This is a genomic window from Haloferax sp. S1W (assembly GCF_044593955.1).
Lineage (GTDB): Archaea > Halobacteriota > Halobacteria > Halobacteriales > Haloferacaceae > Haloferax.
Genome location: NZ_CP172595.1, coordinates 2,631,656 through 2,657,417, shown reverse-complemented (window position 1 = coordinate 2,657,417; position 25,762 = coordinate 2,631,656). Strand labels below are relative to the sequence as shown.

General features: G+C 63.8%; 26 protein-coding genes. 18 read left to right on the top strand and 8 right to left on the bottom strand.

Features of this window, described 5'->3' with window-relative positions; all coding sequences use genetic code 11:
- Genes ACH9L7_RS13910 through ACH9L7_RS13890 form a run of 5 tightly spaced genes read left to right on the top strand, consistent with a single transcriptional unit; the run spans nucleotide 1 to nucleotide 3,773 of the window.
- Entirely contained in the window at nucleotides 1-246 is a 246-nt protein-coding gene (locus ACH9L7_RS13910; protein WP_396611289.1) for a ferredoxin, read from the top strand.
- Nucleotides 243-914, top strand: a complete 672-nt coding sequence (locus ACH9L7_RS13905) for a cobalamin biosynthesis protein (protein ID WP_396611288.1) — start codon at nucleotides 243-245, stop codon at nucleotides 912-914. The genes ACH9L7_RS13910 and ACH9L7_RS13905 overlap by 4 nt, the downstream gene beginning before the upstream one ends.
- A 48-nt stretch (nucleotides 915-962) precedes the next feature.
- On the top strand, nucleotides 963-2,177 hold the full coding sequence (locus ACH9L7_RS13900) for a CbiX/SirB N-terminal domain-containing protein (RefSeq protein ID WP_396611287.1): 1,215 nt from the start codon (nucleotides 963-965) through the stop codon (nucleotides 2,175-2,177).
- A 2-nt stretch (nucleotides 2,178-2,179) separates the two neighbouring features.
- On the top strand, nucleotides 2,180-2,557 hold the full coding sequence (locus ACH9L7_RS13895; protein ID WP_396611286.1) for a DUF3209 family protein: 378 nt from the start codon (nucleotides 2,180-2,182) through the stop codon (nucleotides 2,555-2,557).
- A 4-nt stretch (nucleotides 2,558-2,561) separates the two neighbouring features.
- The gene (locus ACH9L7_RS13890) at nucleotides 2,562-3,773 is read left to right on the top strand and encodes a PQQ-binding-like beta-propeller repeat protein (protein WP_396611285.1); all 1,212 of its coding nucleotides are present in this window, start codon (nucleotides 2,562-2,564) and stop codon (nucleotides 3,771-3,773) included.
- A gap of 13 nt (nucleotides 3,774-3,786) precedes the next feature.
- On the opposite strand, the gene ACH9L7_RS13885 is transcribed toward ACH9L7_RS13890, so the two are convergent.
- Nucleotides 3,787-5,976: a VWA domain-containing protein gene (locus ACH9L7_RS13885; RefSeq protein WP_396611284.1), complete on the bottom strand. Its 2,190-nt coding sequence runs from the start codon at nucleotides 5,974-5,976 to the stop codon at nucleotides 3,787-3,789.
- A gap of 47 nt (nucleotides 5,977-6,023) precedes the next feature.
- Between ACH9L7_RS13885 and cobN the strand changes: the two genes are divergently transcribed.
- The 5 genes from cobN to ACH9L7_RS13860 all read left to right on the top strand — a co-directional run bounded on the left by cobN (nucleotide 6,024) and on the right by ACH9L7_RS13860 (nucleotide 13,538).
- Nucleotides 6,024-9,869 (top strand): cobaltochelatase subunit CobN, encoded by a 3,846-nt coding sequence (gene cobN, locus ACH9L7_RS13880; protein ID WP_396611283.1) that lies wholly within the window; start codon nucleotides 6,024-6,026, stop codon nucleotides 9,867-9,869.
- Nucleotides 9,862-10,542 carry a precorrin-8X methylmutase gene (locus ACH9L7_RS13875; protein WP_396611282.1) on the top strand — a complete coding sequence of 227 codons (681 nt, stop codon included), beginning with the start codon at nucleotides 9,862-9,864 and terminating at the stop codon, nucleotides 10,540-10,542. The genes cobN and ACH9L7_RS13875 overlap by 8 nt, the downstream gene beginning before the upstream one ends.
- On the top strand, nucleotides 10,535-11,326 hold the full coding sequence (locus tag ACH9L7_RS13870) for a cobalt-precorrin-7 (C(5))-methyltransferase (protein WP_396611281.1): 792 nt from the start codon (nucleotides 10,535-10,537) through the stop codon (nucleotides 11,324-11,326). Before ACH9L7_RS13875 ends, ACH9L7_RS13870 begins: the two co-directional genes overlap by 8 nt.
- Nucleotides 11,323-12,618, top strand: a complete 1,296-nt coding sequence (locus ACH9L7_RS13865; protein WP_396611280.1) for a cobyrinic acid a,c-diamide synthase — start codon at nucleotides 11,323-11,325, stop codon at nucleotides 12,616-12,618. Before ACH9L7_RS13870 ends, ACH9L7_RS13865 begins: the two co-directional genes overlap by 4 nt.
- Nucleotides 12,619-12,701: 83 nt before the next feature.
- Entirely contained in the window at nucleotides 12,702-13,538 is an 837-nt protein-coding gene (locus tag ACH9L7_RS13860; protein ID WP_396611279.1) for an L-2-amino-thiazoline-4-carboxylic acid hydrolase, read from the top strand.
- A 13-nt stretch (nucleotides 13,539-13,551) separates the two neighbouring features.
- Here the strand turns inward: ACH9L7_RS13860 and ACH9L7_RS13855 are convergent, their stop codons facing one another.
- Nucleotides 13,552-14,718 (bottom strand): FAD-dependent monooxygenase, encoded by a 1,167-nt coding sequence (locus ACH9L7_RS13855; protein WP_396611278.1) that lies wholly within the window; start codon nucleotides 14,716-14,718, stop codon nucleotides 13,552-13,554.
- A gap of 173 nt (nucleotides 14,719-14,891) precedes the next feature.
- Between ACH9L7_RS13855 and ACH9L7_RS13850 the strand changes: the two genes are divergently transcribed.
- The 4 genes from ACH9L7_RS13850 (at nucleotide 14,892) to ACH9L7_RS13835 (ending at nucleotide 18,354) form a co-directional block, all read left to right on the top strand.
- Entirely contained in the window at nucleotides 14,892-15,539 is a 648-nt protein-coding gene (locus tag ACH9L7_RS13850; RefSeq protein WP_396611277.1) for a helix-turn-helix domain-containing protein, read from the top strand.
- A 160-nt stretch (nucleotides 15,540-15,699) separates the two neighbouring features.
- Nucleotides 15,700-16,953 carry an ABC transporter substrate-binding protein gene (locus tag ACH9L7_RS13845; RefSeq protein WP_396611276.1) on the top strand — a complete coding sequence of 418 codons (1,254 nt, stop codon included), beginning with the start codon at nucleotides 15,700-15,702 and terminating at the stop codon, nucleotides 16,951-16,953.
- 36 nt (nucleotides 16,954-16,989) lie between these two features.
- Nucleotides 16,990-17,916 (top strand): hypothetical protein, encoded by a 927-nt coding sequence (locus ACH9L7_RS13840; RefSeq protein WP_396611275.1) that lies wholly within the window; start codon nucleotides 16,990-16,992, stop codon nucleotides 17,914-17,916.
- Between the two features lie 105 nt (nucleotides 17,917-18,021).
- Nucleotides 18,022-18,354 carry a hypothetical protein gene (locus ACH9L7_RS13835; RefSeq protein ID WP_396611274.1) on the top strand — a complete coding sequence of 111 codons (333 nt, stop codon included), beginning with the start codon at nucleotides 18,022-18,024 and terminating at the stop codon, nucleotides 18,352-18,354.
- A gap of 55 nt (nucleotides 18,355-18,409) precedes the next feature.
- On the opposite strand, the gene ACH9L7_RS13830 is transcribed toward ACH9L7_RS13835, so the two are convergent.
- Nucleotides 18,410-19,423, bottom strand: a complete 1,014-nt coding sequence (locus ACH9L7_RS13830; protein ID WP_396611273.1) for a transcription initiation factor IIB family protein — start codon at nucleotides 19,421-19,423, stop codon at nucleotides 18,410-18,412.
- 119 nt (nucleotides 19,424-19,542) lie between these two features.
- Nucleotides 19,543-20,334: an alpha/beta fold hydrolase gene (locus ACH9L7_RS13825; RefSeq protein ID WP_396611272.1), complete on the bottom strand. Its 792-nt coding sequence runs from the start codon at nucleotides 20,332-20,334 to the stop codon at nucleotides 19,543-19,545.
- A gap of 141 nt (nucleotides 20,335-20,475) precedes the next feature.
- Between ACH9L7_RS13825 and ACH9L7_RS13820 the strand changes: the two genes are divergently transcribed.
- On the top strand, nucleotides 20,476-21,162 hold the full coding sequence (locus ACH9L7_RS13820; protein WP_396611271.1) for a helix-turn-helix domain-containing protein: 687 nt from the start codon (nucleotides 20,476-20,478) through the stop codon (nucleotides 21,160-21,162).
- A 30-nt stretch (nucleotides 21,163-21,192) separates the two neighbouring features.
- Here ACH9L7_RS13820 and yciH read toward each other — a convergent pair whose 3' ends face one another.
- Both yciH and ACH9L7_RS13810 read right to left on the bottom strand, forming a co-directional pair.
- Nucleotides 21,193-21,504 carry a stress response translation initiation inhibitor YciH gene (gene yciH, locus ACH9L7_RS13815; protein WP_396611270.1) on the bottom strand — a complete coding sequence of 104 codons (312 nt, stop codon included), beginning with the start codon at nucleotides 21,502-21,504 and terminating at the stop codon, nucleotides 21,193-21,195.
- Nucleotides 21,505-21,588: 84 nt separating this feature from the next.
- Nucleotides 21,589-22,362 carry a helix-turn-helix domain-containing protein gene (locus ACH9L7_RS13810; RefSeq protein ID WP_396611269.1) on the bottom strand — a complete coding sequence of 258 codons (774 nt, stop codon included), beginning with the start codon at nucleotides 22,360-22,362 and terminating at the stop codon, nucleotides 21,589-21,591.
- 119 nt (nucleotides 22,363-22,481) lie between these two features.
- Between ACH9L7_RS13810 and ACH9L7_RS13805 the strand changes: the two genes are divergently transcribed.
- Both ACH9L7_RS13805 and ACH9L7_RS13800 read left to right on the top strand, forming a co-directional pair.
- Nucleotides 22,482-22,904 (top strand): hypothetical protein, encoded by a 423-nt coding sequence (locus tag ACH9L7_RS13805; RefSeq protein WP_396611268.1) that lies wholly within the window; start codon nucleotides 22,482-22,484, stop codon nucleotides 22,902-22,904.
- Between the two features lie 67 nt (nucleotides 22,905-22,971).
- Nucleotides 22,972-23,178: a hypothetical protein gene (locus tag ACH9L7_RS13800; protein ID WP_396611267.1), complete on the top strand. Its 207-nt coding sequence runs from the start codon at nucleotides 22,972-22,974 to the stop codon at nucleotides 23,176-23,178.
- Nucleotides 23,179-23,332: 154 nt separating this feature from the next.
- Here the strand turns inward: ACH9L7_RS13800 and ACH9L7_RS13795 are convergent, their stop codons facing one another.
- Complete coding sequence (locus ACH9L7_RS13795; protein WP_396611266.1) at nucleotides 23,333-24,268, bottom strand: EamA family transporter; 936 nt, start codon at nucleotides 24,266-24,268, stop codon at nucleotides 23,333-23,335.
- Nucleotides 24,269-24,414: 146 nt separating this feature from the next.
- Between ACH9L7_RS13795 and ACH9L7_RS13790 the strand changes: the two genes are divergently transcribed.
- Nucleotides 24,415-24,684 (top strand): hypothetical protein, encoded by a 270-nt coding sequence (locus ACH9L7_RS13790; RefSeq protein ID WP_396611265.1) that lies wholly within the window; start codon nucleotides 24,415-24,417, stop codon nucleotides 24,682-24,684.
- Between the two features lie 54 nt (nucleotides 24,685-24,738).
- On the opposite strand, the gene ACH9L7_RS13785 is transcribed toward ACH9L7_RS13790, so the two are convergent.
- Entirely contained in the window at nucleotides 24,739-25,737 is a 999-nt protein-coding gene (locus ACH9L7_RS13785; protein ID WP_396611264.1) for a halo transducer protein, read from the bottom strand.
- Between the last annotated feature and the right edge of the window lie 25 nt (nucleotides 25,738-25,762).

The window sequence follows — 25,762 nt, the reverse complement described above, 5'->3', positions numbered from 1 at the left end:
ATGTTCGAAATCGAAATCGACCGAGACGCCTGCGACGGTATCTTCGCCTGCCTCACCCGAGACGAGCGGTTCGTCGAAGACGAAGACGGACTCGCCACGGTGGACCCAGACGCGGCGGGCGTCGTGTCGGTGTCGCAGAACGGTGACAGGGTCGTCGCGACCGTCGATGGCGACATCAACGACGCGCGCCTCGCCGCGCAAGCGTGCCCGCCAAATGCCATCGTGATTCGGGAGGAAGACACATGAGTGACCCCGACGTCGAATCCGCCACCGACCTCCTGAAAAGCGCGCCCGAAACGGCCTATCTCTGGGGCCACGTCGCCGGAAGCGGCGATATCGAACCGGAGACGGCGACAGTCCACACGAACGACGAGACATGCGCGAATCGCCTCGTCGCAGTCGCTGGCGGCGGCGATATCGACCAGCAGGTGACCGAACACCCCTACGCGCACAACACCTCGGTCACGCGAACGAAAGACGAGTACCTCGTCGAAATCGAGGGCGCAGTCGTCGCGAACGCGACCGGCGCGTTCGGCCTCCCCGTCGGCGACGATGCGGGCGGGTATCGCTTCGACGTGTTCGACGACTCCCGGAAGCAACTGCTCCGCGGTCTGCTCGAAAGCTGTGGGACGGTCTGTTTCAAGTCCTCCAGCGGCACGGTCGGCATCTCGTTCGTCCACGACGACCGGGCGTTGCTGGAGCGAATCGACCGGCTACTCGACTCCTGTCCAGTCGACGCACCGACCGGCGACATCAGTGAAACCTCCTCGGGCGGTTACTGGTTCGGCATCGACGACGACGCCGCAGGTGCCTTCGGGACGTGGGTCTACGACGGCAGCGACGAGACGAACCTGTTCGCACCGACGCGGCGGCAAAAGCTCACGCGAAGTCTCGAAGAGGCTGAAAACGCATGAGTCCCGTCGAGTCTGAACGAGCATGAGTCCCACAGAACCCGACCACGCATGAGTCTCGACCACCCCTCGCTCGACGACGACGCGATACTCCTCGTCGGCCATGGGTCGCGCCGAGAGAAATCCAACGAGCAGGTTCGGACGCTCGCCTCCAAACTCGAAACCCACCTGTCACTTCCTGTCGACGCAGCGTACATCGAGTTGGCCGAACCGTCGATAGAAGACGCCATCGAGTCGCTGGCTCCGACGTGCCAGTCGCTGACCGTCGTTCCGCTGTCGTTGTTTGCCGCCAGTCACGTCAAAAACGACGTTCCGATGGCGGTTCAGACTGCCCGTGCGCAGTACGACGACCTGACGTTCCACGTCGGGTCGCACCTCGGAATCCACCCCTCAATCGTGGACCTCCTCGACGACCGAGTGCGCAGCGTCGAGGCTGACCTCGGTGTCGACCGCGACGCCGAAGACGTGGCTGTCGTCCTGTGCGCTCGCGGGTCGAGCGACCCGAATTCGAACGGCGACGTACACAAACTGGCCCGTCTCCTGTACGAAGGCCGGGCGTTCACGCGCGTCGAATCGGCGTTTATCGGTGTCACCACGCCGCGCCTCGAAGAGACGCTTCACACCGTGGCGAAAGACCGCCCGGACGCAATCGTCGTCCTCCCGTACATGCTCGGCGACGGCGTGTTGACACAGCGAATCGTCGACAAGACGGAGACGTTCGACGACGAGTATCCCTACGTCCGCGCCGGTGCGTCCGGACCCCTCGGCGTCGACGGCCGGGTCGTCGATGTGCTCGTCGACCGCTGTCAGGAGGCACGGTCGGGAAGCGTGCAAATGTCGTGTGACACCTGCAAGTACAAAGTCGAACTCTCGGGCTACGAAGACGACGTGGGCGGCGCTCGCGCGATGCTCCGCTCGCTCGTCCATCAGGCAGAACACGCCGACCGGAGCGACGTTGGCGACGACCCGCACGTCCACGACGCACCCGAAAAACACGTCGCCGTGTGTATGAATCAGACCTGCGCCGCGAGCGGCGCGGCGACCGTTCTCGAACGCCTCAGACAGCAGACCCGTGATGCTGACGACTGCGACGTGCACGTCTCGCGCAGTTCGTGTCTGGGCCAGTGCGGCGACGGTCCAATCGTTGCCGTCTACCCCGACAGCATCTGGTACGGCGGCGTGACGCCCGACGACACAGACCGCATCGTTTCGTCCCACCTCGAACGGGACCGTATCGTCTCCGACCTCGTTCACCAATCACTCTAACCATGGCATGCGCTGAACTCGAAGCACTCCGACTCGCACTGATGAACATCACCGGCACGACCGACGAGAGCGTCAAACAACACGCCGAAGCCGAACTCGAAGGCCACCTCGACGAACCCGGCCCGATTCAGGCGCTCGCGAACGCGACCACCCTCGACGAGGCACAACGGCACCTCGACGCCGCGCTCGTTGACCTCGAAGAGAAGGCGACACAGACGCCGAACGACGACCCGAAATCCGGCTATCTCCGGGGTCGCGTCGTCGCCGTCCGGGATGCCGAGCGGTCGCTTCGGCGACTCCGCACCCAGACGGACTCGTTCCTCGACGACCTCGGCGAGGCGCACCACGACCTCCACGACACCTTCCCCGTCGAGGAATAACGCGATGACCGACTTCACGAACTGCCGCGAACTGGGACCACTCGACGCCGCTCGAAGCCGACACAACTGGGCGCGGTCCGACGTGGCCGCGGCCGATGACCGAGTGTTCGCCGGGACAGCAGACGGTCACATCGTGTCGTTTGATTCGGCCCTCGACCGCGTACAGTGGGACGCAGGCGGCGACCACCGCATCGTGTCGATGGCGGCAACCGACGAGTGCCTCGTCGTCGGCGAGCGCGGCGGTGACGGCACTATCCGCGTCTTCGACACGGAAACAGGCGACCAACGCTGGACGTATGCGACGACCGACGACATCGGCACTGCGACGAAGGACTCGCTGTTTTTCCTCCCCTACGTCGTCGATGTCGCGGTCACAGAGAACCGAATCGTCGCCGCCGCCAGACGGTACGAACGCGACGGTGAGAAGCGAGTCTGGTCGAGCGTCGTCCTCGGGTTCGACCACGACGGAGCGGTCCAGTGGCGCTACCGGGCCGCCGCTTCGCCAATTGCACTTGATACCGATGGTGACCGCGTCGCCGTCGCGTACAACCGCTGTCCCGAACCTGCGCAAGATGGGCTTGTCGTGCTGGATTGCGAGACGGGAGACGCCATCACGACGTGGGACCCCGAACTCGACGCGGAGCGCCGCGTCGGCGACGTTGTGTTCTCAGGCGACGATATCGCAGTCGCCTGCCACGGCGACAAGCGCGGCTATCTGCTCGATGCCGACGGCCACGAGCGGTGGTCGGTCGACCTCGCGGTGAAGCAGTCCGTCGGTGACGAGACGGTATACGCCTATCCGAACCACGTGTGTGTTGCCGACGGCGTCGTGGTCTTCGTGACGGGCAACACGTTCGCCGAATCGACGCGCGACCCGGACGCGAGACATCCACAGGAACACACCGTGTTCGCCGTCAAAGACGGCGAGACACTGTGGACGCACGCTATCGGCGGATTCGCCCGCGGTGTCGAATCTGTCAGTGAGCGCGTCGTCGTCCCCTCGGCGCAGAACTTCCGACGGCGAAGTGCCGAGACCCACGGCGTGCACGTCTTCGATGCCGAGGGCGGACACGACGAGACGACCCCGCTGTCGGGAATTCCGACGGCGCTCGCGGTCGGAGACGGCCTGCTTGCAGTGGTCGAAGAACCAGTCGAATACCACGACGAAGAAGTCACGCACGGAGCGTATCGACTTCACTCGGGGACGCTTGAATAGCTGTTCTCGGGCGTCAGCGCTCCTGTTCCGACTTCGCCGCGTCCGCCACTCGTTCTGCCGAGAGTTCTGATAGCGAGATTCGCTGACCGCCCGTCTCAGAGACGAGGATATCAGTCACGCCGACACCGTCGTCTCCGGCATCAACGACGACAACCGACGCGTCGCTGGTTGCGAGTTGCCGCGCCGCCGACCGCGTCTCTCCGGTCGGGCTTCCGTCGGCGACGTTCGCCCGGCCGTCGGTCACGACGACGACGAGAGCCGAGTCCGCCTTCGCTTGGGTGACGAGTCGGTGAGCCGCATCTAACCCGGACGGAAGCGGCGTTCGGTCGCCCGTTGGGAGTTCCTTCAGGTGTCGAGCGGCCAGTGTAACGCTGTTGGTCGGCGGGAGGAGAACCTCGGCCGAGTCGCCAGCGACCGCGACGAACGCAACTTCGTCCCGTTGCTGGTAGGCGTCTTCGAGGAGAGCCATCACCGTTCCTTTCGTCTGGCGCATCGCCGACCGCATCGAAGCGCTCGCGTCCACGACGAAGACGATAAGCGAGCGAGCAGCGCCGCGTTTGACGGACGTTTTGAGGTCCGCTTCGGTGACGCTGGTCCGTCCGCCGGTCGCCGCCGCACGAACTGAGGCAGCTACGTCGATATCGTCCGAACCTGTCGCCGGTTCGGTTCGAACTCGTGACCCGCGCCCCTGTCGTGACTCGCCGACTGTGGCTCGGGTTCCGCCGCCGGGCGTCTCTGCGCGTAGCTCCGTGTCGTCGAGTGGCGGCTGGTCGGCCTCACCGATTGCCGCTCGCTGCTGTCCGGGGAGGAGAGGCGTCGCTTCAGGTGCGTCGTCCTCGTCGTCGGTTCCCGTGTCCGACGGGGAGTTGTCGTCGCCGTCGCGGTCCGGGTCGCTGTCGTCGCCGTCGGGGTCCGAGCCGCTGTCATCGCCATCGTGGTCCAGAGTCGCCTCGATGTCGCGTGACTCCGTTCCACTCTCGCCGTTGCTCTCCTCTCCCCCGTTTCCCTCGGCGTCGGTGTCTGTCTCGCCGTCAGCGTCCGTTTCACCGTCGGTATCTGCTTCGCCGCCGGTATCTGTCTCGCTGTCGGCGTCTGCTTCGCTGTCGGCGTCATCGTCGCCCGGAGAGTCCTCGTCGCCGTCGTCCGCGTTGTCGGGTTCGTCTTCGTCCGATTGCTCCTCGTCGTCGAAGTGGTCGTCGAGAATTTCGTCGGTGTCGGGCGCGTCATCGAACGGGCGGCTCTGGAGTCGGTGCGGCAGTGCGAGCGCGGCCGCCTCGCGAACGTCGCCTTCGATGACCTTGGTTCGGCCGTCGAGTGCGGCCAGCGTGCGGGCCGTGCGGGCGATGGCGATGTCGGCCCGGTGGCCCTCGACACCCGCATCGAGACAGAGTTCTGCGATATCACGCTTGAAGTCCGTGGGGAGAGAGACAGCGTCCAGCAGGTCCGCCGCGTCGTGGACCTGCGATTGCAGCGCCTCGGTCTCGTCGCGGTACGTACCGAACGCGGCGGACGAATCGAAGCCGTTTGCCGAGTCGCGACCGCGGTTCAGTGCGCGGTCGATAATCGTGACTCGGTCGTCGATATCGCGGCTTCCGACGACAGTCGCCTGGAGCGCGAATCGGTCTCGAAGTTGCGGGCGAAGGTCGCCCTCTTCTGGGTTCATCGTCCCGACGAGCGTGAACTCCGCAGGATGTTCGATGCTCACGCCGTCGCGTTCGACGCGGTTGACACCGCTCGCGGCCGCGTCCAACAGGAGGTCGACGAGATGGTCGTCGAGAAGGTTGACCTCGTCCACGTAGAGGATGCCGCGGTTCGCACGAGCGAGCAGCCCAGGGTCGAACGACGCCTCACCGGCGAGCGCGTCCGATACCGAGAGCGTCCCGACAACCCGGTCTCGGGTCGCCCCGAGTGGGAGCGTGACGAGCGGAACCGACCGCAATTCTACATCGTGGTCGTCGCGCTCGCGGCACGCCTCACACTGTCGGGTCGGGTCGTCCGGCGGGCATCCGTAGGAACAGCCCGCGACGACTTCCTGTTTCGGGAGCAACTCAGAGAGCGCCCTGACGGCGGTCGATTTCGCCGTTCCCTTCTCGCCGCGGACGAGGAGCCCGTCCAGTTCGTCGTTCACGCCGACGGCCAAGAGCGCCCGCTTCAACTCCGTTTGCCCGACGATAGCCGGGAACGGAAGTGCCTGCGCATTCATGAGATATGAAACCTTACTTGTAGTAGGGCAATAATGCTTTACTAAGAATGCCAACAATCGGCTTGTACACGGCGACCGAAAACGAGTTGGGTGCGGTCCAGCAAGCCGCGCAACGACTCGACGGAATCGACCTCGTCGTCCGGTCTTCGAGCGACCTCGACGACGTGGCTGAGGTCGACGCGTTCGTGGACGAAGTTGAGTCGGCGACGGCAGTCGTGCTCTGGTTGCACGGGTCCGAAGACAGCATGCCCGGCTACGACCACGCCGTCGAGCGACTGGCCGACGCGGGCGTCCCGCTCGTCGTCAAATCGACTGGCGACGCTTTCGCCCTCCGGGATACCAGCGTCGCCGAGGGCGACCGCGACCGAGCGTACGAATACCTCGAACGCGGCGGCGTGGTGAACATCGAGAACCTCTGTCGGTTCCTCGCCACCGAGTACGACGACTTCGACGCGACACCCGACGACCCGGTCGAACTACCGACCGAGGGCGTCTACCACCCGGACTACCCCGGCATCGAGTACGAGGAACTACTCGACACCCACGACGACGACAAGCCGACGATTGGTCTCTGGTTCTACGAGTCTCACTGGACGCACGCGAACACCCGGTACGTTGACGCGATGGTCGAACGACTGGAGTCGCTCGGCGCAAACGTCCTTCCGGCGTTCTGTAATCCCGCAACCGACGAAGAGGGTCAGGAGAACGCCGAATGGGTCGCGAAAAACTGGTTCTCAGACGACGACGGCCCACTCGTCGATGCGGTCGTCAGTTCGTTCATGTTCTCGCTGTCGATGAGCGAGCGCGGACGAAGTGCGTCCGACGAAGGCGACAGCGCCGAAGACGTGTTCCTCACGGAACTCGGCGTGCCGGTCCTGCAGGCGATGACGACGATGCGGTCGCGCTCGCGGTACGAAGCCAGCGACACTGGCGTGATGGGCTTCGAACTTGCGCTGTCGGTCGCCCTGCCGGAGTTCGACGGGAACGTCATCACCCACCCGATTAGCGGGAAAGAACGAATGGAAGACGAGGCGGGCGTCGGCAGCGCGCCGAAACAGCACTTCCCCATCGAGGACCGTGTGGACCACGTCGCCCGACTCGCAGTCAACTGGGCGACGCTTCGCCACCTGCCGAACGACGAGAAGAACGTCGCCGTCGTCCTCCACAACTACCCGCCGAGTGACGACGGCATCGGCACGGCCTTCGGGATGGACAGCCCGGCGAGCACGGTCAACCTGCTGTCCGAACTGCGAGACCGCGGCTACTCTGTGGGCGACGTGCCGAACGATGGACAGTCGCTCATCGACACCCTCACGTCGCAACTGACGCTGGACGACCGCTGGGTCGCGCCCGAGGACGTTCGGGACTTGAGCGTCGATGTCGTCTCGCCCGGCCAGTACGGCGAGTGGTTCGAAGCAACCGACGAGCGCTTCCAAGAGAATCTCGTCGAAGAGTGGGGTGAGCCGCCGGAGCGACCCTTTGCGATTCCGGGCGTCGAGTTCGAGAACGTCCTCGTGACCGTCCAGCCGCCGCGTGGCTTCGGGATGGACCCCTCGAAGGTGTACCACGATTCTGACCTGCAGCCACCCCACGACTACCTCGCGTTCTATGGCTGGCTGCGAAACGAGTTCGATGCCGACGCCGTCGTCCACCTCGGCACCCACGGCAGTCTCGAATGGCTGCCCGGCAAGACGGTCGGTCTGAACGGCGAGAGCGCGCCGGACCAGTTGGTCGGCGACCTGCCGAACGTCTACCCGTACATTATCAACAACCCCGGCGAGGGGACGCAAGCCAAGCGCCGGTCCTACGCGGCTATCGTCGATTACCTGACGCCCGTCATGCGAACCGCGGGAACCTACGACGACCTCGCCGACCTCGAAGAACTCGCCCGCGAGTACCGCGAGGCGGGGATGGACGAGGCACGACCCGACCGCGGCGACCACCTCCGCGAACTCGTCGTGGAGGCGGTCGAGGAACTGGACCTCGCGGTCGAACTCGGATTCGAGGACGCCGACGATATCGGCGCAGCGACCGAGAACGCAGATTCCGACTCCGAGAGCGTCGACTTCGACGACCTCGTCGAGCGCATCCACGAGTACCTGACCGACGTGAAGACGACGCAGATTCGACTGGGGCTGCACACGATGAGCGAACCACCGGCGGACGACCGCCTCGTGGAGTACCTCGTCGCCCTCACGCGACTGCCGAACGCCGACACGCCGAGCCTCCGAGCGAGCGTCGCGGGCGTCATGGGTGTCGACTACGACCGGATGCGAGACGAACCGGGAACCTACGACGAGGACCTCGGGATGTACCTCTCCGAGGCGGCAGACCACGTCTACGACCAGTGTGTCGAACTGGTCGGAACTCTCGCCGAACACGACTTCGACGTGCCCGAATCGGAGGTCGAAGCCGACCCCGACGACGAGGTGAACATGAACCTGCTCGTGGTCGATATCGACCAACTCGGCGACGCGCGAGCGAAGCGCGGCGCGCACGACGACCTCCGCGAGGTGCTGGCGTTCATCTGCGAGGAGGCCGCCCCGCGAATCGCCGCCGCAGAAGACGAGATTCCGCAGACTGCGAACGCGCTCGACGGCGAATACGTCCGACCGGGTGGCAGTGGCGCGCCGACCCGCGGCGGCGTGGACCTGCTCCCGACGGGCCGGAACTTCTACACGCTCGACCCCCGCAAGGTGCCCGCCAAACCGGCGTGGGACGTGGGCAAGCGCGTCGCTGAAGGCGTTCTCGAACGCCACCACGACGACCACGACGAGTACCCAGAAGAGTTCGGCGTCGTCGCGTGGGGGACGCCCACGGTTCGAACCCGTGGCGAGACTATCGCACAGGTGCTCGCGTTCATGGGCGTCGAACCGGTGTGGACCGACGCAGGCCGCATCGACGACGTGGAGCCGATTCCACTCGACGAACTCGGCCGCCCGCGAATCGACGTGACGACCCGCGTCTCGGGACTGTTCCGCGACGCGTTCCCGCAGGCCGCGAGCGTCATCAACGACGCCGTGGACGCTGTCGTCGAACTCGACGAACCGCACGAGATGAACTACGTCAAGAAGCACGTCGAGGAGGAAGCCGAGGAGTTAGAAGACGACGGCTTCGACGCCAGTGAGGCCGAGAAACTCGCCAAGCATCGCGTCTTTACGACGACGCCCGGCGGATACGGCGCGGGGACGAACAAGGCGGTCGACGAAGGCAACTGGGACGACAGAAGCGACCTCGCGGACGTGTACGTCCAGTGGGGCGGCTACGCCCTCGGGAGTCGCGGCCGCGTGACCGAAGCCCACGAGGCGTTCGAACGACGCCTGAGTGGGGTCGAAGCGACGGTGAAAATCGAAGACACCGCCGAGCAAGACGAGTTTGACTCGTCGGACTGGTACGCCTTCCACGGCGGATTCGTCTCCGCTGTCGGCGAGATTTCCGGCAGCGACCCGGCATCCTACGTCGGCGACTCTAGCGACCCGGACAACCCGCAAATCTACACCAATGAGGAGAAGGTCCGCAAGACGATGCGGGCGCGCGTCCTCAACCCCGATTGGCTCGACAGCATGGAAGAACACGGCTACAAAGGTGCCGGAGACCTCTCGACGACGGTCGATGTCGCGCTCGGATGGGACGCGACGACCGGCGTCGTCAGCGACACGCTCTGGGAGAGCCTCGCCGAAGCCTACGCCTTCGACGAGGACAGACAGGAGTGGATGCGCGACGTGAACCCGTGGGCGCTCGAAAGCATCACCGAGACGTTCATCGAGGCCATCGACCGCGGCCTGTGGGACGCCTCCGGCGACGTGAAAGAACAGTTGCAGGACATCAACCTCTCCGTCGAGGGCGACCTCGAAGCGAACACGACCAACGCGGTGACCCAGACCAATGACTGAAAAGGAAGACTACGCGGACCTCGGTGCAACGACGCAGGAAGCGATGGATATCGCGGAGACGAGCATGGACATCGTCCGGACGTTCGTCCCCGACGAGACGCTGAACGACCGACTTCGACAGAAGGCGGTCCACTCGACCGGTGACATCGAGTTCCAGCACCTCATTCGCTGTCAGAACAACCCGGTCGTCGCTGGCGCGCGGGCCGTTCTCGACGAACAGCCAATCGTGACGGATATCACGATGGTGAAAGCCGGAATCACCGGTCGCGGCCACGACTGCCCGGTCCAGAAGGCAATCGGCAACGGGGCCGAACTCGCCGCCGAAACCGGAATGACACGCACCGCAGCCTCGGTCCTCGAACTCGACAAGCAGGGAGTCTACGAAGGCGCAATCGCAGTCGTCGGCAACGCCCCAACCGGCGCACTGGCGCTCGCCGACTGCATTGAAAACGGAACCCGACCAGCAGCCATCGTCGCCACGCCCGTCGGCTTCGTCAAAGCCGAGGAGAGTCGCAAGCGTATCCGTGAGATTGCCGACGAGTACGACATCCCTGCTGTGACGAACGTCGGAAAGCGAGGTGGAAGCGGCCTCGCGGCGGCGCTCACGAACGAACTGATTCACGTCGCAAGCGACGCCCGCGACGGCGACGTGGACCTGTCGGCGCATGAGTGAGGACGACCCGTACGACCTCGATTCGGGGCCGGACCCGGCGACGTTCGCGGCCGCCGAACCGGAGCCAAACATCGACGAGGCCGACAATCCGGTCTACGGCGTCGGCATCGGTCCCGGGAATCTGGAGTATCTGACGCCGCGTGGCCTGCGGGCTATCAAAGAGGCGGATGTCGTCGTCGGCTTCCAGACGGTCGTCGATTTCGTCGCCGACGAGACCGACGCGGACCTGCTCACCTGCGGGTACGCCGACGAAGCGGAGGCCCTGAACGAGTTCGCCGAGCGCGTTGCGGCCGGTGAGCGCGGAACCGCGGTGCTGATGGGCGACCCGAACCACTCGGGCTACCAGTTCCTCGGAAAGGTACAACAGGTCGTCGAGCGACCCGTAAAGGCGATTCCGGGTATCTCCTCGCTGCAAATCGCCGCGAGTCGGTCGCGAACGCCGATGGAGGATACGCGGTTCGTCACGCTCCACAAGAGCGGGTCGCTGGACGCCGACCTCGACCGACTGGCCGAAGTTGTCGGCGAACGACACCTGCTTGTCCTCCCGCGGCCGTTCGACTGGATGCCGGGCGATATCGCCGAATTCCTGCTCGACTCCGGTGCTGACGAGTCACTGGAGGCGCTCGTCCTCGAACGATTGACCCACGAGGACGAACACATCACGCGAACCACACTCGGCGAACTGAGCGAGTCCGCGGGCGGCAGCGGTCCCGAATCGACGCCGTACTCAGACCTGTCCGTACTTGCAGTTCGAGCGCCTATTGCAGAGGAAGACCGAGAATGAAGGGGTTCGTCCTCGGTGGCACGAGTTCCGGCGTCGGAAAGACAGTCGCGACGCTGGCTATCGTGAAGGCGCTCCAGAACGAAGGATACAGCGTCCAACCCGCGAAGGCTGGTCCCGACTTCATCGACCCGAGCCACCACGAGCAGGTCGCTGGGCGGCCGTCTCGAACGCTCGACCTGTGGCTCGAAGGCGAGGCGGGCGTGCGCCGGAACTACTACCGCGGCGAGGGGGACATCTGCGTCGTCGAGGGCGTAATGGGACTGTACGACGGCGACGGTTCGAGCACCGCGATGGTCGCCGAAGCCCTCGACATCCCAGTCGTGCTGGTGGTCGATGCCAAAGCAGGCATGGAGAGCGTCGCGGCCACTGCCCATGGCTTCCGCGAATACGCCGACCACGCCGGGCGCGACATCGACGTTGCCGGAATCGTCGCCCAACGAGCCCACGGCGGCCGCCACGAAAACGGTATCAAAGACGCGCTCCCGCCGGGTATCGACTACTTCGGTCGAATTCCACCGCGGTCGAATCTCGAAATTCCGGACCGGCATCTGGGGCTTCATATGGGAGACGAGTCGGCACTGGACGAGGATGCGCTGTCGGAGGCTGCCGAATCCCTGCGGCCCGAGCGGTTAGTCGGTGCCGCGCGAGCGCCTCCCCGGCCGCCGTCTGTGGAGCCGCCCGAAAAGACCGACTCACGCGTCGCACTCGCCCGCGACGAAGCGTTTTGCTTTGCCTATCCCGCGAGCGTCGAACGCCTCCGAGAGCGGGCGGACGTGGTGACGTTCTCGCCCGTCGCGGGCGACCCGCTTCCGGACTGCGACGGCGTCTACCTCCCCGGCGGCTACCCGGAACTCCACGGCCCCGAACTTGCGCAGAGTCCCGCACTGGACGATATCGCCGCCCGTGCCGCCGACGGCCTCCCGGTGTTCGGGGAGTGCGGCGGATTGATGGCGCTCACCGAGTCGCTGACGACAGACGACGGAACGTACGAGATGGCCGGTGTCCTCCCGGCGTCCGTGACGATGTGCGACCGCTATCAGGCGCTCGACCACGTGGAACTCCGTGCGAAGACTGACACGCTCACCGCAGGTCAGGGTGGTCGCCTCCGCGGCCACGAATTCCACTACTCCAGTGCCGATGTCGATTCAGACGCGCGACTCGCGTTCGACGTGGTCAGAGGAAGCGGGATTCAGGACAGCTCAGACGGGTTAGTGGAGTACCAGACGCTCGGCACCTACTGCCACGTCCACGCGGAGAGCGGGGCGTTCGATACGTTCGTCGAGCGTCTGTAACGTCCCGGATTGGCTTTTTATAAATTATTCTAGAGTGCTAGAAACCAGCGATAGTTCGTGCTGGCCCGTAGGCACAACTAGACATGTCCGAGCAAGACGCCGAGCCAACGCCGAGAGAACAACTCACGAAAGCGTTCCACGAAGCGGAGAAACTAGACACCGAGGGAGAACCGATGGAGTCGGTCGTGACTCTCGATACGCTCCTGACGATTCACCGACTCGTCGGCGACGAAGTCGGGGCTGCGAAAGCCACGGCGCTTCTCGCACAAGCGTTCTTGCTCGACCCAGTTCTCGATGCACCCGAGTGGAACCCGGACCAGTTCGACTTTCGTGACGCGGACATGGAACGGGCGTTCAAGCGGATATTCGACGATTTGACGCCCTTCATCTGTCTGTACGAACGGTTACGAACGCATCTCGAAGCGGAGCGAACCCAACGACTCATGACGAAGGCTGTCGCTCCGGTAACGCTCCCGTATCTGGGTAAGACGTTCACTTCACATCCCGAAGTAGAGAGTATCGACGCCGTGCGACGGGACATGGGCACGTACCTCGGAACGGGGGACGCCTTCGAGTGGACAGAACAGGTTTCGGACGACGGCCGGGAGGTCAAGTACAGATTCGACAGGTGCGGCTACGTCGAAGTCTTGCAAGCGTACGGGCTCCACCGGGCAGCCTCTATGGTCTGTTACTGCGACCACATCCACTTCGACACTCACACTCCCGAGTTGTACTTCGAACGCGAGCATTCAATCGGGTCGGGAGACGACTACTGCGACCACCACTTCATTCTCAGGTCGCCCGACGAGGAGTACGACGAAGACGCCAGATACGGCGACACCAACGGCGTGGAGTACGATGCCAGAGCGATGATTCGAGACTGGGAAACGAGGTACGAAAAAGGGGATGTCTCGTGGTGACCTCCCACCGCGGTTAGATTTCTGACGACAGGAAGTCCTCGTAGTACTTCTCCATGCGAGTTTGCGAATAGAACTTCACGCTCTGGTCGCGGAGACTGGCGAGCAGCGAGTTGTCTACGAGCGCAACCGACCCGAGTTGGCGCGATTTCTTCTGGACAGTATCGACTCGGTCGCGACGGCGGGCGACGTAGTGTTCGAGTCCCTGTTCGAGATACGCCGAATCCGTTCGGGTGAGTTCGTCAGCGAGAACTGTGGCGGACTCCATCGCCATCGACGCACCCACGCCAGCGGTGGGAAGTATCGCGTGTCCGGCGTCGCCAATCAGGACGACGCGGTCTCTGACCCACTCGTCCATCTGAAGGTCGTAGAAATCGTCGTGCCACATCTCCTCCGGGTCGTCCATCTCGTTGAGTACGTCCGGAACGAGACCACCCATCCCCCCGAAACACTCCCTGATTCGGTCGAGTCGCTGGTCGACCGGGTCGGGAGACCCCTCGGGTGCGGTTACAGCCATGAAACACGCCAGCTTGTCGTCAGTTGGGTAGAGACCGACGAATCGTCCGTCGCCCCAGTGCTCTATTGCTTCTCCCGGGGTCGCCAGCGACGGGTCGACCCAGAAGGCCCACCCGGTCATCCCGTGGTACGTCAACGGAACGTCACCGAAGACCAGTTCTCGCACGCGGGAGTGGATACCGTCGGCTCCGACGACGAGGTCGTACGTCCCGGTCGTCCCGTCGGTGAACGTCACGCTGGCCGAGCCCTCGCCCTGTTCGATGGCGGTGACGGACGTACCCATTCGGAGAGCCTCGTCGCTGACGGACCGCTGGAGAACGTCGACGAGGTCCGGCCGCCAGATGAGATACGTCGGCCCGTAGTCGGCAGCGAGGTCCGACATGTGGTAGCTATGGAGTTGCTTGCCGCGGTCGCTCAGAAGCGTGTACGTCCGCAACTGGTCTGCGTTCCCGAGAAGGCCCCCATACATCCCGAGTCCCTTCAGGATGTTCGAACCGGCGGGCCACAGCGCGAGCGTGTATCCGAGTCCACCGTAGTCGACGGTCTTTTCGACGATGTGCGGGGAGAACCCTCGCTGTTCGAGGAGTGCTCCGAGCGTCAGTCCGGCGATTCCTCCACCGACGATGAGAACGCGCATGTCGTTCCCGTATCGAACGTCGCCGGTCATCGACGACCCCACCATCCGATACACGACTGGAAACCGGCGTCACGAGCGAGACTCGGTGTCGTAACTGGTTGCATTTCGAGTGAACCTCACCCGCGTGCGCCACTCTACCTGACTTCCAGTATCCTAGAACCATTCAAATATCGGCCGTGAACAGAACGGCACGTCACACTCACATGAGGTACGCAACGCTCGACATTTCGTGGGAGGACAGCCAACTGCACCCACTGGATGACGCTGTCACGACAGCACCGGACATTCGAATCGAAGCAACCGACTACATCAACCCGGTCGGGGACGGGACGTACGTCGAACTCGCCCGGTTTCAGGGGCCGACCGACAGGGTTCGAGAAGTGCTCTCGCAGACGGAGGCAGTTCTGGCGTTCGATGTTTCGGAGGGCACGGGACACACGTACGTCCACTACGAGTCGGCACCGCTGATGGACGCGTTGCTCGATGTCGTCTTCGACCACAGAGTCGTGTTGACGTGGCCGGTCGAATTCATCGACTACCCCGGCAAACACGGGATTCGAACGACCGTCATCGGCACGACCGATGCGCTCGGTGAGGTGACCAGCAACCTTCCCGAGTCAGTTCGGGTCGAACTCGTTCGCACGGGCGAGTACGCCGGTCCGCGTTCCGAGAGGCGTTCGCTGCTCACCGAAGCACAGCGAGAGTTACTCGATGCGGCGGTTCGCGCCGGGTACTACGAGGTACCGCGTCGAACGACACACGAGTCACTCGCCGATGAGTTCGGGGTTACACCGGGAACGATTAGCGACAGATTACAGCGTATCGAAGCAACGCTCATGACCAACTGGTGAGTCGTTTCGCCCCGACGGTTAGATTTTTGCGAACGCTCGGACGAGCGTCGACCTCCCGTTCTTCGGCCTCCTCTGAGGCCCAAAATGGGAAGCCGCCACCTAGGTTTTGGCTGGCCTAAAAACCGAAGGAGGTAAATTGTTTTAGGCTAGCCTAAATGGTATGCAGAGAGAGACGGCAGGCGAGCGCGGTCCCACGCGTCGCGACTATTTGACGTACGCAGGTGTCGTCGGCAGCGGCCTCCTCGCCGGTTGTACGGCGAGCGGTGACACCGAGTCGTCGACCGCGATGCCCTCCAAAGCGGACTCCTCGACAGCGAACGAACACAGCGGCGATGCGACCCAGACAACGGCGGACTCCGAGTCCGGGTACACCGTGTCGATGTCGCCGGTCGGAGATGTCGAATTCGACGCGCCGCCGGAGCAGGCGATGGTCGTGTTCTCTCACTACGCGGATATGGCCGTAGCGCTGGGCAAAGCAGAGACAGTCCAGTCGCTCTACGCGCCCGACTTCGCCGGGCCATCGCTTGACACCTTCTACAGCCGGTTAGACGGTGTTTCGCTGGACTGGGAGGGGCTTCCAGACCCGCTTTCGAACGGCGTCGACAAGGAGATGCTGTACGAACTCGACAGCGACGTCCACTTCATCGACCCCTCGTACGTCGTCAAGACGCAGGACGGGTGGGACGCCGACGACGTGGCCGAAATCACCGAGCAGGTCGGCCCGTGGTTCGGCAACTACCACAGCGGACTGCAGGACCAACCCGTCTCGGCATACGCCGACGACTACCAGTACTACTCACTGTGGGAGCTGTTCGAGAAAGTCGCCGCAGTGTATCAAGAACAGGAACGTTACGAGGCGCTCCGGGCCGTGTACGACAACCTCGTGAGCGACATCCAATCGTTGCTGCCGCCCGAATCGGAGCGCCCGACGGCGGCCCGCGTGACGCTCATCGACGACACGTTCTACGCCTACAAACTGAACGCACCGGGATTCTGGCACGCCGATACACGTCCACTGGGTGCAACTGACGCGTTCGCCGACGTAGAATGGGACAGCACGTGGGGAATGTTCGACTACGAGACGATGTTGGAGACCGACCCTGACGTTATCCTGCACCTCTGGGGGATGTCGCCGGGATACTACATCGACGACATCCGCGAGCGCGTCGCAAACCACCCGGTCGGAAGCCAACTCTCGGCGATTCAGAACGACCGCTTTTTCGCTGGTGGCGTCCGGTTCCAGGGACCGATTGCGAACCTGTTCCAACTCGAACTGACGGCGAAACAGCTCTATCCGGAGCAATTCGGTGAGTGGCCGGGGTACACACCGGGTGAGCCGTACCCGGAGATTCCCGAAGAAGAGCAGTTGTTCGACCGCACCCGCGTCGCGGACATCGTCACCGGCACCGTGTAGCGAAGACAGACACAGCGCACCACGACACACCACCCAATGTTTGGAACGACACTCGTTGAAATTCGGAACCACATCGAAGCACTCGCCACCGACGACGGCACCTACGTCATCGTCTGCGGACGGACAGGTGAACAACCGGTGCCGACGAACGGCCTCGCCTTCGCAGACCGGACGACCGCCGAAAACGCCGTACGGGCCGCATCGCAGTATCGGTCCGCCCTCAGACGGTACGACCCGCGGCTTCCGTACTACGACCTGATTGTGGCACACAGCGACGACGCACGGCTCGTATCGAGTCGGACCAGCAACTGGCAGCACGCCATCGACAAGCAGCAATCGGACACCGCACTGTTCGGCAGCGAAACCCAGGAGAACCACCGGACAGAACGCATCGAGTTCTGTCACCGCGTCGCCGCCTCGGTGTTCGAAGCGCTCAGCGACACCGGCCACAGCGTCGTCGAGACGGCAGTCATGGACGCGTACTTCGACCTCGCAGAGACCACGTCGAGTCCGGACGAACTCTGTTTGCGCCTGCTCGAAAGCATGGCGACTGAGCTTCACTTCCGACTGGAGTCGTCCGAACAGGCCGAGGTTCTCTCCCGCGCCGCAGCGCGACTCCCCTCGCGACCCGAGTCGAACGGGTCCGTCGAGGCGACGTTAGACGAGATGCAACGACTCGGACTCGTCGGTTCGTACACCTGCTCGCAGTGGTCGCCGAATTCCGAAGACGGCACGAAGTCGATAGACATCACCTTCGGCGGGTACGCGCTCTCGGAACGAGAGGGTCGCCTGCCGGTCCTGCCGGTCATTCTCGACCTCTACCGACGACGTGGCGCGTCGAAACCGGTTTCGCTTCACGTCACCCGCGACGACGACGAGTGGCACGGGAAACTGACGGTTTCGACCGAGTCGAAGGCGGTCGGTCTGGCGAGCGTCCCGATTCACTCGAAGACCACCGGGTAATCCCACTCCCGGTCGAGTCGCCGGGGAAGAGGGGGAACGCCAGAATTCGTTGGGACATTCCAAACGCGCACCCAAGGGGATGACACTCGTAGGACTGCATAGAACGTGGTCCCCGAGTATTTCCGACTCGACGAAGTGTCGACCGACGGGTGGCGTTCACGCGACACCGAGCGCACGACCCCCTCACAGCACCGCGGATGGCAACAGGCGATTCGGCAAGGACTCGTACTCGTTGTACTGGTCGTCCTCGGGTGGGTGGTTGTCCCTGCCGACCATCCTGCACAGATTGCCGTCGTCTTCGGGGGCGTGTACGCCGCGTTCCTCCTTCCGACGGCGCTCTACTTCGGGTATCAAGGGGGTAACACCACGATGCGAGTTCAGAAAATAGTCTGCTGTCGGAGCGGTCTCCGCGGGTCGAAGTGCCAGTGTAATTCCTAAGTCGCATCCGGGTCGGAGGTGACACCGACTGAATCGTGGTCCGAGAAACGGGTAGTTACGCCGTCGCGTTCGCTCGCATGCTGTGGAGTCCGTCTTCTCCGGTCACGTCGAGCAGTTCGCGGTAGCGCTTCCTGATAGTCACCTCGCTGATGTCGGTGACATCGCTGACTTCGCTTTGGGTCAGTTCCTCGTCGGCAATCAGCGCACCGGCGTAGATAGCCGCGGCGGCGAGTCCGACCGGACTCTTGCCGCTGTGGACGCCCTCCTGCCTCGCCGTCTTGAGGAGCGTGCGCGCGTATCGCTCGACTGCGTCGTCGACGCCGAGTTCGGAGACGTACCGCGGGAGGTACTGCGTCGGGTCCGCAGGCTGGATGTCCAGCCCCAACTCGCGGGAGATGTAGCGGTACGTGCGCGTGAGTTCCAGTTTGTCGACTCGGGAGACGTGCTGGACTTCGTCGAGCGACCGAGGGACGCCGACCTGTCTCGCGGCGGCGTAAATGGCGGCCGTAGCGACACCCTCGATGGACCGACCCGGAAGCAGGCCGTCGTCGAGCGCGCGGCGGTAGATGACAGAGGCCGTCTCGCGAACGGTATCCGGCAGGCCGAGCGCCGACCCCATGCGCTCGACTTCTCCGAGGGCTTGCTTGAGGTTCCGCTCTTTCGAGTCGCGGGTGCGGTAGCGCTCGTTCCACGTGCGCAGTCGCTGCATCTTCTGACGCTGCCTCGACGACAGGGCGTTTCCGTAGGCGTCTCTGTTCTGCCACCCAATGTTGGTCGACAGCCCATTGTCGTGCATGAGGTTCGTCGTCGGCGACCCGACGCGGGACTTCTGGTCGCGCTCCGTAGCGTCGAACGCACGCCACTCCGGACCGCGGTCGACAGCGCCCTCTCTGACGACTTCGCCCGTCTCGGGGTCGACCCACTCGCCGTGTTGTTCGTCGTAGACGAGTTCGTCCTCGTCTACCGTCGACTCGTCTCGCGTCCGTTCTGCGTCGTGTTGCTCGTCGTCTTCGGACGGGGCGACACGACTCCCTGCGGCACGCCAACTGATTCGCTTCGTCTCGGACATTGAGGTACCCTATCGTTCCGGCGTATGGGTATTGGAATCTCGTTTGGGACATTCCAACTGGGCCGTCGTCGGTCACGTCGACCACGGAAATCAGCCCGCCGTCCGGCAGCCGCTATCGATTACTCAGCGAGGAACGCCTCTATCTCCGCCGTGACGAGTTTCGGTGCCTCACTGGGGCCGCTGTGGCTGACACCGTCGAACTCGACGAATCGACTCCGTGGAAGTGCGTCGTGGACCGCGCGGGCGCTCTCGCGGAGGAAGTCCGGGCCGTCGGTTCCGGACAGGACGAGAATCGGAGCGTCGATATCGAGGCGGTTGGGAAGACGATACTGTTCGACGGCGCGGTTCATCCGGATGACTTCCTCGACGAGGTTCACACACTCCGGCCAGACGGGCCACGACTCCAACCACGCGTCGAGGTCGTCGATTCCATCGGGGTGGAGGACCATCTCGATGTAGCGTTTCACCGCCTCGCGTGGGTTTCCGTCTTCGACGAGGTCCGCCATGCGGTCTGCGAGGTCGGCCTCGCGTCGGAAACCCTCGGGGAGAATCGCCGGTTCGTAGGCGACGGCGGCCTCGACTTCCATCTCGCTCGCCGCTTCGAGAGCAGTAAGCGCACCGAACGAGTGGCCGAACAGGATTGGGTCGCCATCGACGGCGTCGGTGAGTGCCCGTACGTACTCGACCTCACGAGAGAGTACGTCGGCGGCGCTCGTCTCCGCCGGGGCGTCGAGGCAGGTTCCGAATCCCGGTCGTTGCGGGACGATGGCGGCATATCCCTCCAGATGGGGACGCACCGGAGTCCAGTACTCTTTGGGGGCCATCCCGCCGTGGAGGAGTACCATCGGTCGGCCGTCGCCGTGCTGTTCGAAGGCTATCTCAGCGTCGTCGAGAAATTGCGTCGTCTGCATTGCACTCCGTGTTGGGGAGTGGGCCGGCTAAGCCGTTCTCTCAGTGGTTCGGTCCTTCAAGTGAGGGGAGCAATTAGACGGGAGTGTCAGTTCGGTCATCCACTTCGACACCCACATGTGAATCGACAAGAACCGGAGCCCATGGGACTCGTCGCCGAGTTCGAGATGTACTGCGATGCACTCCCACTCACTGGGGTCGCCGCGGCGGTACCCGAGGCAACGGTCGTCCTTCAACTCCAGTTCAATCACGGACCGCGACCGATGTTCATCGTCACCGTGACGGGTGGACCGAAACGAGAATTCGAAGCGGCACTGGACACGGCCCCCGACGTGGCCGACTGGACGCTCGTCGGGGTGGCCGGGGAGACGCGTAAATACCAGGCGTGGCCGGGGCTCAGTCTGGACGAACAACTCGGCGACCACATCGACGATTTGAGCGAACTCGAAGCCCTCGCTCGGGCCGATGCCGTCATCGAACGAATCGAGGTCCAAACGAACGGGTGGAAACAGGCGGGGTGGTTCGCCGACCGCGACGAGTTCCGCGCGTTCTCGTCGTTTTGGCGGCGCAACGCGGACTTCCGACTGCTCCGACTGACCCGCGGCGGCGAGCCTGAGTCACCCGGAAACGGGATGACCGACCGCCAACAGGAGGCGCTCCGAATCGCGTACGAACGCGGATACTTCGATATCCCGCGCCGGACGTCGCTCGAAGACATCGCAGCAGAACTGGGAGTCTCACCGTCGTCGGCGTCGGAACGACTCCGACGGGCGCAAACGCGACTCGTCGAGGAAACCGTCGCACCGACGTGGCCGCCACTGCCGGACTAACGTGCAGTCGGGGACAGTGCGGACGGCGGCTTAGGTTTCGACGTCGAATCCTTCGTCACGGAGCGCCGCTTCGAGACGCGCTCCGTGTTCTCCTTGGAGTTCGATTTCGCTGTCGTCGGAAATCGTGCCGCCGACCGCGAGTGTGCGCTTGAGTGTCGAGGCGAGTGTCGTCAGTTCGTCGGCCGAGAGGTCGAGACCCTCGACGACAGTAACGGGCTTTCCGTACCGGCGAGTGTCTACGCGAATCGAAACACGCTGTTGCGACCGGGCGAGGTCCGCTCCGATTCCGAGGTCGTCTGGCAATCCAGTGATGGTGTTTCGTGTGTCCTGTTCCACACTCATCCGGAGGGGTGTGGTCGGGATGAGAGTTGCATTAGAATATTCCAACCATCGAGGAGAGCAGTCGAACGGGAAGGCGAGACGGACTCAGGCGCTGACTTCGAGTTCTGCGGGGTCGATACGGTCTTCGACTTCAGTTCCGAGCGCGTCGGAGACGAACTGCTGGGCTAACCACGCCTCGGCGCGCGTCAGGCGGTACTGGAGCGTCGAGTTCGGAACGTCGAGTTTGTTCGAAATCTCTTGGACGGTGTTTCGCCGCGGTGTCTCGTAGTACCCGTATTCGACCGCCGCTTCGAGCGCGGCCTGTTGCTCCGGTGGGAGGCCGTCGGAACCGAATCCATCTTCGAGCCAACACTCCGGTTCGCTGATTCGCTGGACGCTCAGCGAGAGGTCGTCGCTCAACGCGTCGTGGACCTCTTCGTAAATCTCGCCAACCGTATCGTCTTCATCGATGAGGAGTCGCCACTGATACTGCGACCCGCGGCGCTCGGCTTGCATCAGGAGACCGTCGCCGATGTGCTTCGCCGCGATGTGGGGAATCGAGTGAACGCCGTCGCCCTCCTCCCGGAAGGAGTAGACGATGCGTCCGTCGGGCGTACTGGACAGTACCTCGAAGTCCCACTCGACGACCGGGGCACCACACATCCCCTTGACGCCCTTGCAGTGGGTGACGCTCTCGATGATGTCGTCGAACGATTCGAGAACGTCGGTCGGGCCGGTGAGCCGGTCGAGACGCCACATCGACTCGCTGGTCGCGTGGATTGCCATCGTCTTCGAGTGCAAACCCGGATTCTCGATAAAGAGGTCCATCACCTCGTCGACGCCCTTCTCGTATTCGACGGTAAAGACGAACTCGCGCATGTCCCTGCAGTTTACGTCCCCAGCCCTATAGACATGGTTGGTATATTACAACCAGTGGAGGAGTCTCGGAATACACCAAGCGAGGACTGACGGGTGTGCCGTCTGTACGTCGAGACGAGATGAACGACCCGCGGCCCGTATCCTCGGATGCGCCGCTTTCGTGCTACACCTGCGGTCACTCGTACTGGTACGTGGGTGAGGAACCGCACGACGGAACGTGTCCAAACTGCGGGTCGCGGGGAGTTTCGCCAGCGGGACAACTCAAAATCGTAAACTCACAGCCCTTCGACACCGAAGGTGACACGTCGGGTGTCCAACTCGTCGGACGCGACGACTCGGGACGGTTGTTTCAGTATTGGCTCCGTACCGACGAGGACGGAGAGACCGTCTGCACCCGCATCGACATCTGCGGGTCACAGATCGGCGGAAAACGGAGTGGCGCGCGGCAGGGTGCGCTCCCGGCCGAGTTCTTTCCGTCCGCGGTTCGAGACGCTGCCGAGGCGGCTGGATTTCCCATACGAAAGCGACGACACGACGAATAGCGAGTCGGCAATCGTCCCACCCGAATACGCCTCGTTGGCGAAATTTTCAGTTGAGATTCAGAGCCTGATGTTCGGGTCCGCGCTCGCGGGTGCCGCGGGCGGTCTCTGGGCCGCCAACATCGGCTTTATTGACCCGACGCAGTTCGCCTCGACGGTGACGTTCTTCGCCTACACGGCGGTCATCATCGGCGGCACCGCGAACAACCGCGGGGTCGTCCTCGGGACGGCCGTCTTCTGGGTCATCAACTCGGGGACGCGCTTCCTCGGTGGCTGAGCCTCGCTCGGCCGCCACGGGGTCTTGTCAGAGGGACCCCACTGGCACGACGAGTCACCACCGGATGCCGGTGAGAATCCACCGTTTCGAGTTCTTTTTCACAGATTCACCGCGGTCGGTAAACAGCCTCGGGCGCGGTGGCCCGAGACATCTCTTAGAGTCCGAGCGCGGCGACGCCGCGAACCAGCGACGGACCGCCAGTCACGAGCGCAGCGCCGAGGACGACGAGAACCACACCGGCAACGACGCCGCGAGTGACCCGTTCGAGGTCACCGAGCCAGACCCACGAGAAGATGACAGTGAAAAACGGCGCAGTAGCGATGAGCGGGTCGATAACCGCGATTCGCCCCTCGGGCATCGAGAGCGCCGTGAACATCGAGAGGAGTGCAACCGACGTGATGAGACCGCTCGCGGCGAACACCAGATACGAGCGCCGAGGGCGGTTCAGCACCCGGTCGGGGCCGGTGTGCGCGACGTACGCACCGAGCGCGACCAGCGCGGCAAATTCGTTGATAGCCACCGCTTCGAGCGGTGTCGCGTCGGCGGCCGAAAGTCCCCAGCGGCGGGCCACGTTGCCGACGGCGAAGAACGCCGCGGCGGCGAGTGGAACCAACAGGTCGCGGGTCGTCCAACCCTCGAGGTCACCACCCTTGGCGACCGAGAGAACGCCGAGGCCGAGAACGAGCACGACGATGCCGATGGCTGTCGGCGCAGAGAGTGGTTCACCGAGGAACCCGACTGCCAGTGCGGTTGCGAAAAGTGGACGGGCACTGAGGACGGCGCTGGAGATACTTGCGCCGACTCGCTGGTTTCCGGCGAAGATGGCGAGACGACCGAGTGCGGTACCGACGACTCCGGCACCGACGAAGATGGCGACCGTTCCGAGCGAGATGCCGCCGAAGGGGTCGTCCTGAAAGACTGCGAGCGCGAGGAGATAGACGGTCGAGTCCACGATAACCACCGTGAGCGACGCCTGAAGCGGGTTGCCACCATCAGAGAGTGCTCGCTTCTCGATGACGGGCGTAAATCCCCACATCACCGCCGGTGCGAACGCCAAAAGAAGCACGGGAAGCGGGGCCGACAGGTCCATACATCGTCCTCTGAGGTGTACGCCGGTAAATAGCCCGGTACTCCCGCCGTAACCGACATCCACTCCCCGACGACAGTCTTTCCGAGAAGCTGGTTTCCACCAAAATTAAGTTACTATTTTTACACGCATGGGTCGTAGGAGGGGCCATGGCGACGACCGAATCAGTTCGCATCACGGACTTCGACTTCGCGGGGAGCGAGGACGGAAACACGCACGTCGTCGTCGAACTCCGAAACGACGGATACGAGTATCAGACACGGACCGTCACCATCGCTGGCACGTGCGGCGAAAAGCGGCGCGAAGAGACTGAGACAGTGACGGTACCACCGGGGAAAACGCGGTCGGTGAACGTGACACTCGGCATCCGGTTCGAGTTGTTCCGCATGGGCGGAGACCTCTCGTTCGACCTCGAATAGGCAGATTCTTTCGTCGGTCTCGAAGAGGCAGTCTCGTCACCCACGACGAGACGCTCAGTTGGTCGGTCCGTCGCGGAACCGGTCGAGTTCTTTCTGCACCGCACCCCACGAGACCGGCGGTTCGAACTCGTCGAGCGCCGACCGGAAATCGGCGAGTAACTCGCCGTAGCGGTCGGTCCACGCCTGTGAGGCAAGCGCATCGAGTTCAGTGGCGTGCTGGTCGGCCTGTGCGTCGATATCGTCGAGGCGAGTCTCGATATCGTCCAGTCCGCTGGTGTCGTCGATATCGTCGCGGGCGGCGAGTTCACGCAGGTCGGCGAGTTCCGCTCGAAGGTCGGCGAGCAAGAGCGGGACGACGCGACAGCGAAGCATCGCACCATACCACGTCTCGGCCGCATCGGCAGCCACCTCGGCATCGACACCGGAGGCTTCGACTGCGTCAGTGTCGGTGTCGAGGTCCTCTCGCGTACGCGCAACGTCGTCAAGCGAGCGCTCTAGCGCGTCCACGTCCGAACCGAGGTCACACCGTCGCAGGTCGTCGTCCGAAAGCCAGTGTTCGAACTCTTCGAGTTCGAACTGAACGTCGTCCGCGACTCGCTGGACGGTCTGCGCGTCGGACGCGACGCCCCGGAGGTCGGTTACGAGGTCGTAGACCGGCCGTGAGTCGCTGTGCCAGTGGGAAAGCGACTGCATCTCTGACCCGAGTTCTGAGACGCGTTCTTCGGCCGCCGAGACCTGCTGTTCGAAGGTGTCGAGGCGGGTCCGGACGGCGTCCACATCAGCAACGTCGCGTGCGGCTTCCGTCGCCTCCGAGAGTGCAATCGTCGCGAGTTCGACGCGCGTCTCGGCCGTCGAGAGAATCATCGACGTGTCCGTCACGGCGTCATCCACGGCGTCGCGGGTGATGACGCCGTCGCCGTCGGTGACGTGGTCCAAGACAGCGCGCACGTACTGGGGGTCGCGTGTCTCGTCTTCGGCGACGAGTTCCTCGGTGGCTTCGTCCTTCGACAAACCAACGATGCGCGCCGGGGCGTCGCTGTCTTCGGTGCCCATATGTAGCCCCGTCTGACGGCCGCAT

Excerpts from the sequence above, each read along its gene's own strand:
- ACH9L7_RS13895 (WP_396611286.1), top strand. The coding sequence starts at position 2,180 with ATGGCATGCGCTGAACTCGAAGCACTCCGACTCGCACTGATGAACATC.
- ACH9L7_RS13910 (WP_396611289.1), top strand. The coding sequence starts at position 1 with ATGTTCGAAATCGAAATCGACCGAGACGCCTGCGACGGTATCTTCGCC.
- ACH9L7_RS13800 (WP_396611267.1), top strand. The coding sequence starts at position 22,972 with ATGTTCGGGTCCGCGCTCGCGGGTGCCGCGGGCGGTCTCTGGGCCGCC.
- ACH9L7_RS13845 (WP_396611276.1), top strand. The coding sequence starts at position 15,700 with ATGCAGAGAGAGACGGCAGGCGAGCGCGGTCCCACGCGTCGCGACTAT.
- ACH9L7_RS13850 (WP_396611277.1), top strand. The coding sequence starts at position 14,892 with ATGAGGTACGCAACGCTCGACATTTCGTGGGAGGACAGCCAACTGCAC.
- ACH9L7_RS13865 (WP_396611280.1), top strand. The coding sequence starts at position 11,323 with ATGAAGGGGTTCGTCCTCGGTGGCACGAGTTCCGGCGTCGGAAAGACA.
- ACH9L7_RS13890 (WP_396611285.1), top strand. The coding sequence starts at position 2,562 with ATGACCGACTTCACGAACTGCCGCGAACTGGGACCACTCGACGCCGCT.
- ACH9L7_RS13830 (WP_396611273.1), bottom strand. The coding sequence starts at position 19,423 with ATGTCCGAGACGAAGCGAATCAGTTGGCGTGCCGCAGGGAGTCGTGTC.
- ACH9L7_RS13840 (WP_396611275.1), top strand. The coding sequence starts at position 16,990 with ATGTTTGGAACGACACTCGTTGAAATTCGGAACCACATCGAAGCACTC.
- ACH9L7_RS13855 (WP_396611278.1), bottom strand. The coding sequence starts at position 14,718 with ATGACCGGCGACGTTCGATACGGGAACGACATGCGCGTTCTCATCGTC.
- ACH9L7_RS13805 (WP_396611268.1), top strand. The coding sequence starts at position 22,482 with ATGAACGACCCGCGGCCCGTATCCTCGGATGCGCCGCTTTCGTGCTAC.
- ACH9L7_RS13905 (WP_396611288.1), top strand. The coding sequence starts at position 243 with ATGAGTGACCCCGACGTCGAATCCGCCACCGACCTCCTGAAAAGCGCG.
- ACH9L7_RS13785 (WP_396611264.1), bottom strand. The coding sequence starts at position 25,737 with ATGGGCACCGAAGACAGCGACGCCCCGGCGCGCATCGTTGGTTTGTCG.
- cobN (WP_396611283.1), top strand. The coding sequence starts at position 6,024 with ATGCCAACAATCGGCTTGTACACGGCGACCGAAAACGAGTTGGGTGCG.
- ACH9L7_RS13900 (WP_396611287.1), top strand. The coding sequence starts at position 963 with ATGAGTCTCGACCACCCCTCGCTCGACGACGACGCGATACTCCTCGTC.
- ACH9L7_RS13870 (WP_396611281.1), top strand. The coding sequence starts at position 10,535 with ATGAGTGAGGACGACCCGTACGACCTCGATTCGGGGCCGGACCCGGCG.
- ACH9L7_RS13860 (WP_396611279.1), top strand. The coding sequence starts at position 12,702 with ATGTCCGAGCAAGACGCCGAGCCAACGCCGAGAGAACAACTCACGAAA.
- ACH9L7_RS13825 (WP_396611272.1), bottom strand. The coding sequence starts at position 20,334 with ATGCAGACGACGCAATTTCTCGACGACGCTGAGATAGCCTTCGAACAG.
- ACH9L7_RS13885 (WP_396611284.1), bottom strand. The coding sequence starts at position 5,976 with ATGAATGCGCAGGCACTTCCGTTCCCGGCTATCGTCGGGCAAACGGAG.
- ACH9L7_RS13790 (WP_396611265.1), top strand. The coding sequence starts at position 24,415 with ATGGCGACGACCGAATCAGTTCGCATCACGGACTTCGACTTCGCGGGG.
- ACH9L7_RS13795 (WP_396611266.1), bottom strand. The coding sequence starts at position 24,268 with ATGGACCTGTCGGCCCCGCTTCCCGTGCTTCTTTTGGCGTTCGCACCG.
- ACH9L7_RS13810 (WP_396611269.1), bottom strand. The coding sequence starts at position 22,362 with ATGCGCGAGTTCGTCTTTACCGTCGAATACGAGAAGGGCGTCGACGAG.
- ACH9L7_RS13820 (WP_396611271.1), top strand. The coding sequence starts at position 20,476 with ATGGGACTCGTCGCCGAGTTCGAGATGTACTGCGATGCACTCCCACTC.
- ACH9L7_RS13875 (WP_396611282.1), top strand. The coding sequence starts at position 9,862 with ATGACTGAAAAGGAAGACTACGCGGACCTCGGTGCAACGACGCAGGAA.
- yciH (WP_396611270.1), bottom strand. The coding sequence starts at position 21,504 with ATGAGTGTGGAACAGGACACACGAAACACCATCACTGGATTGCCAGAC.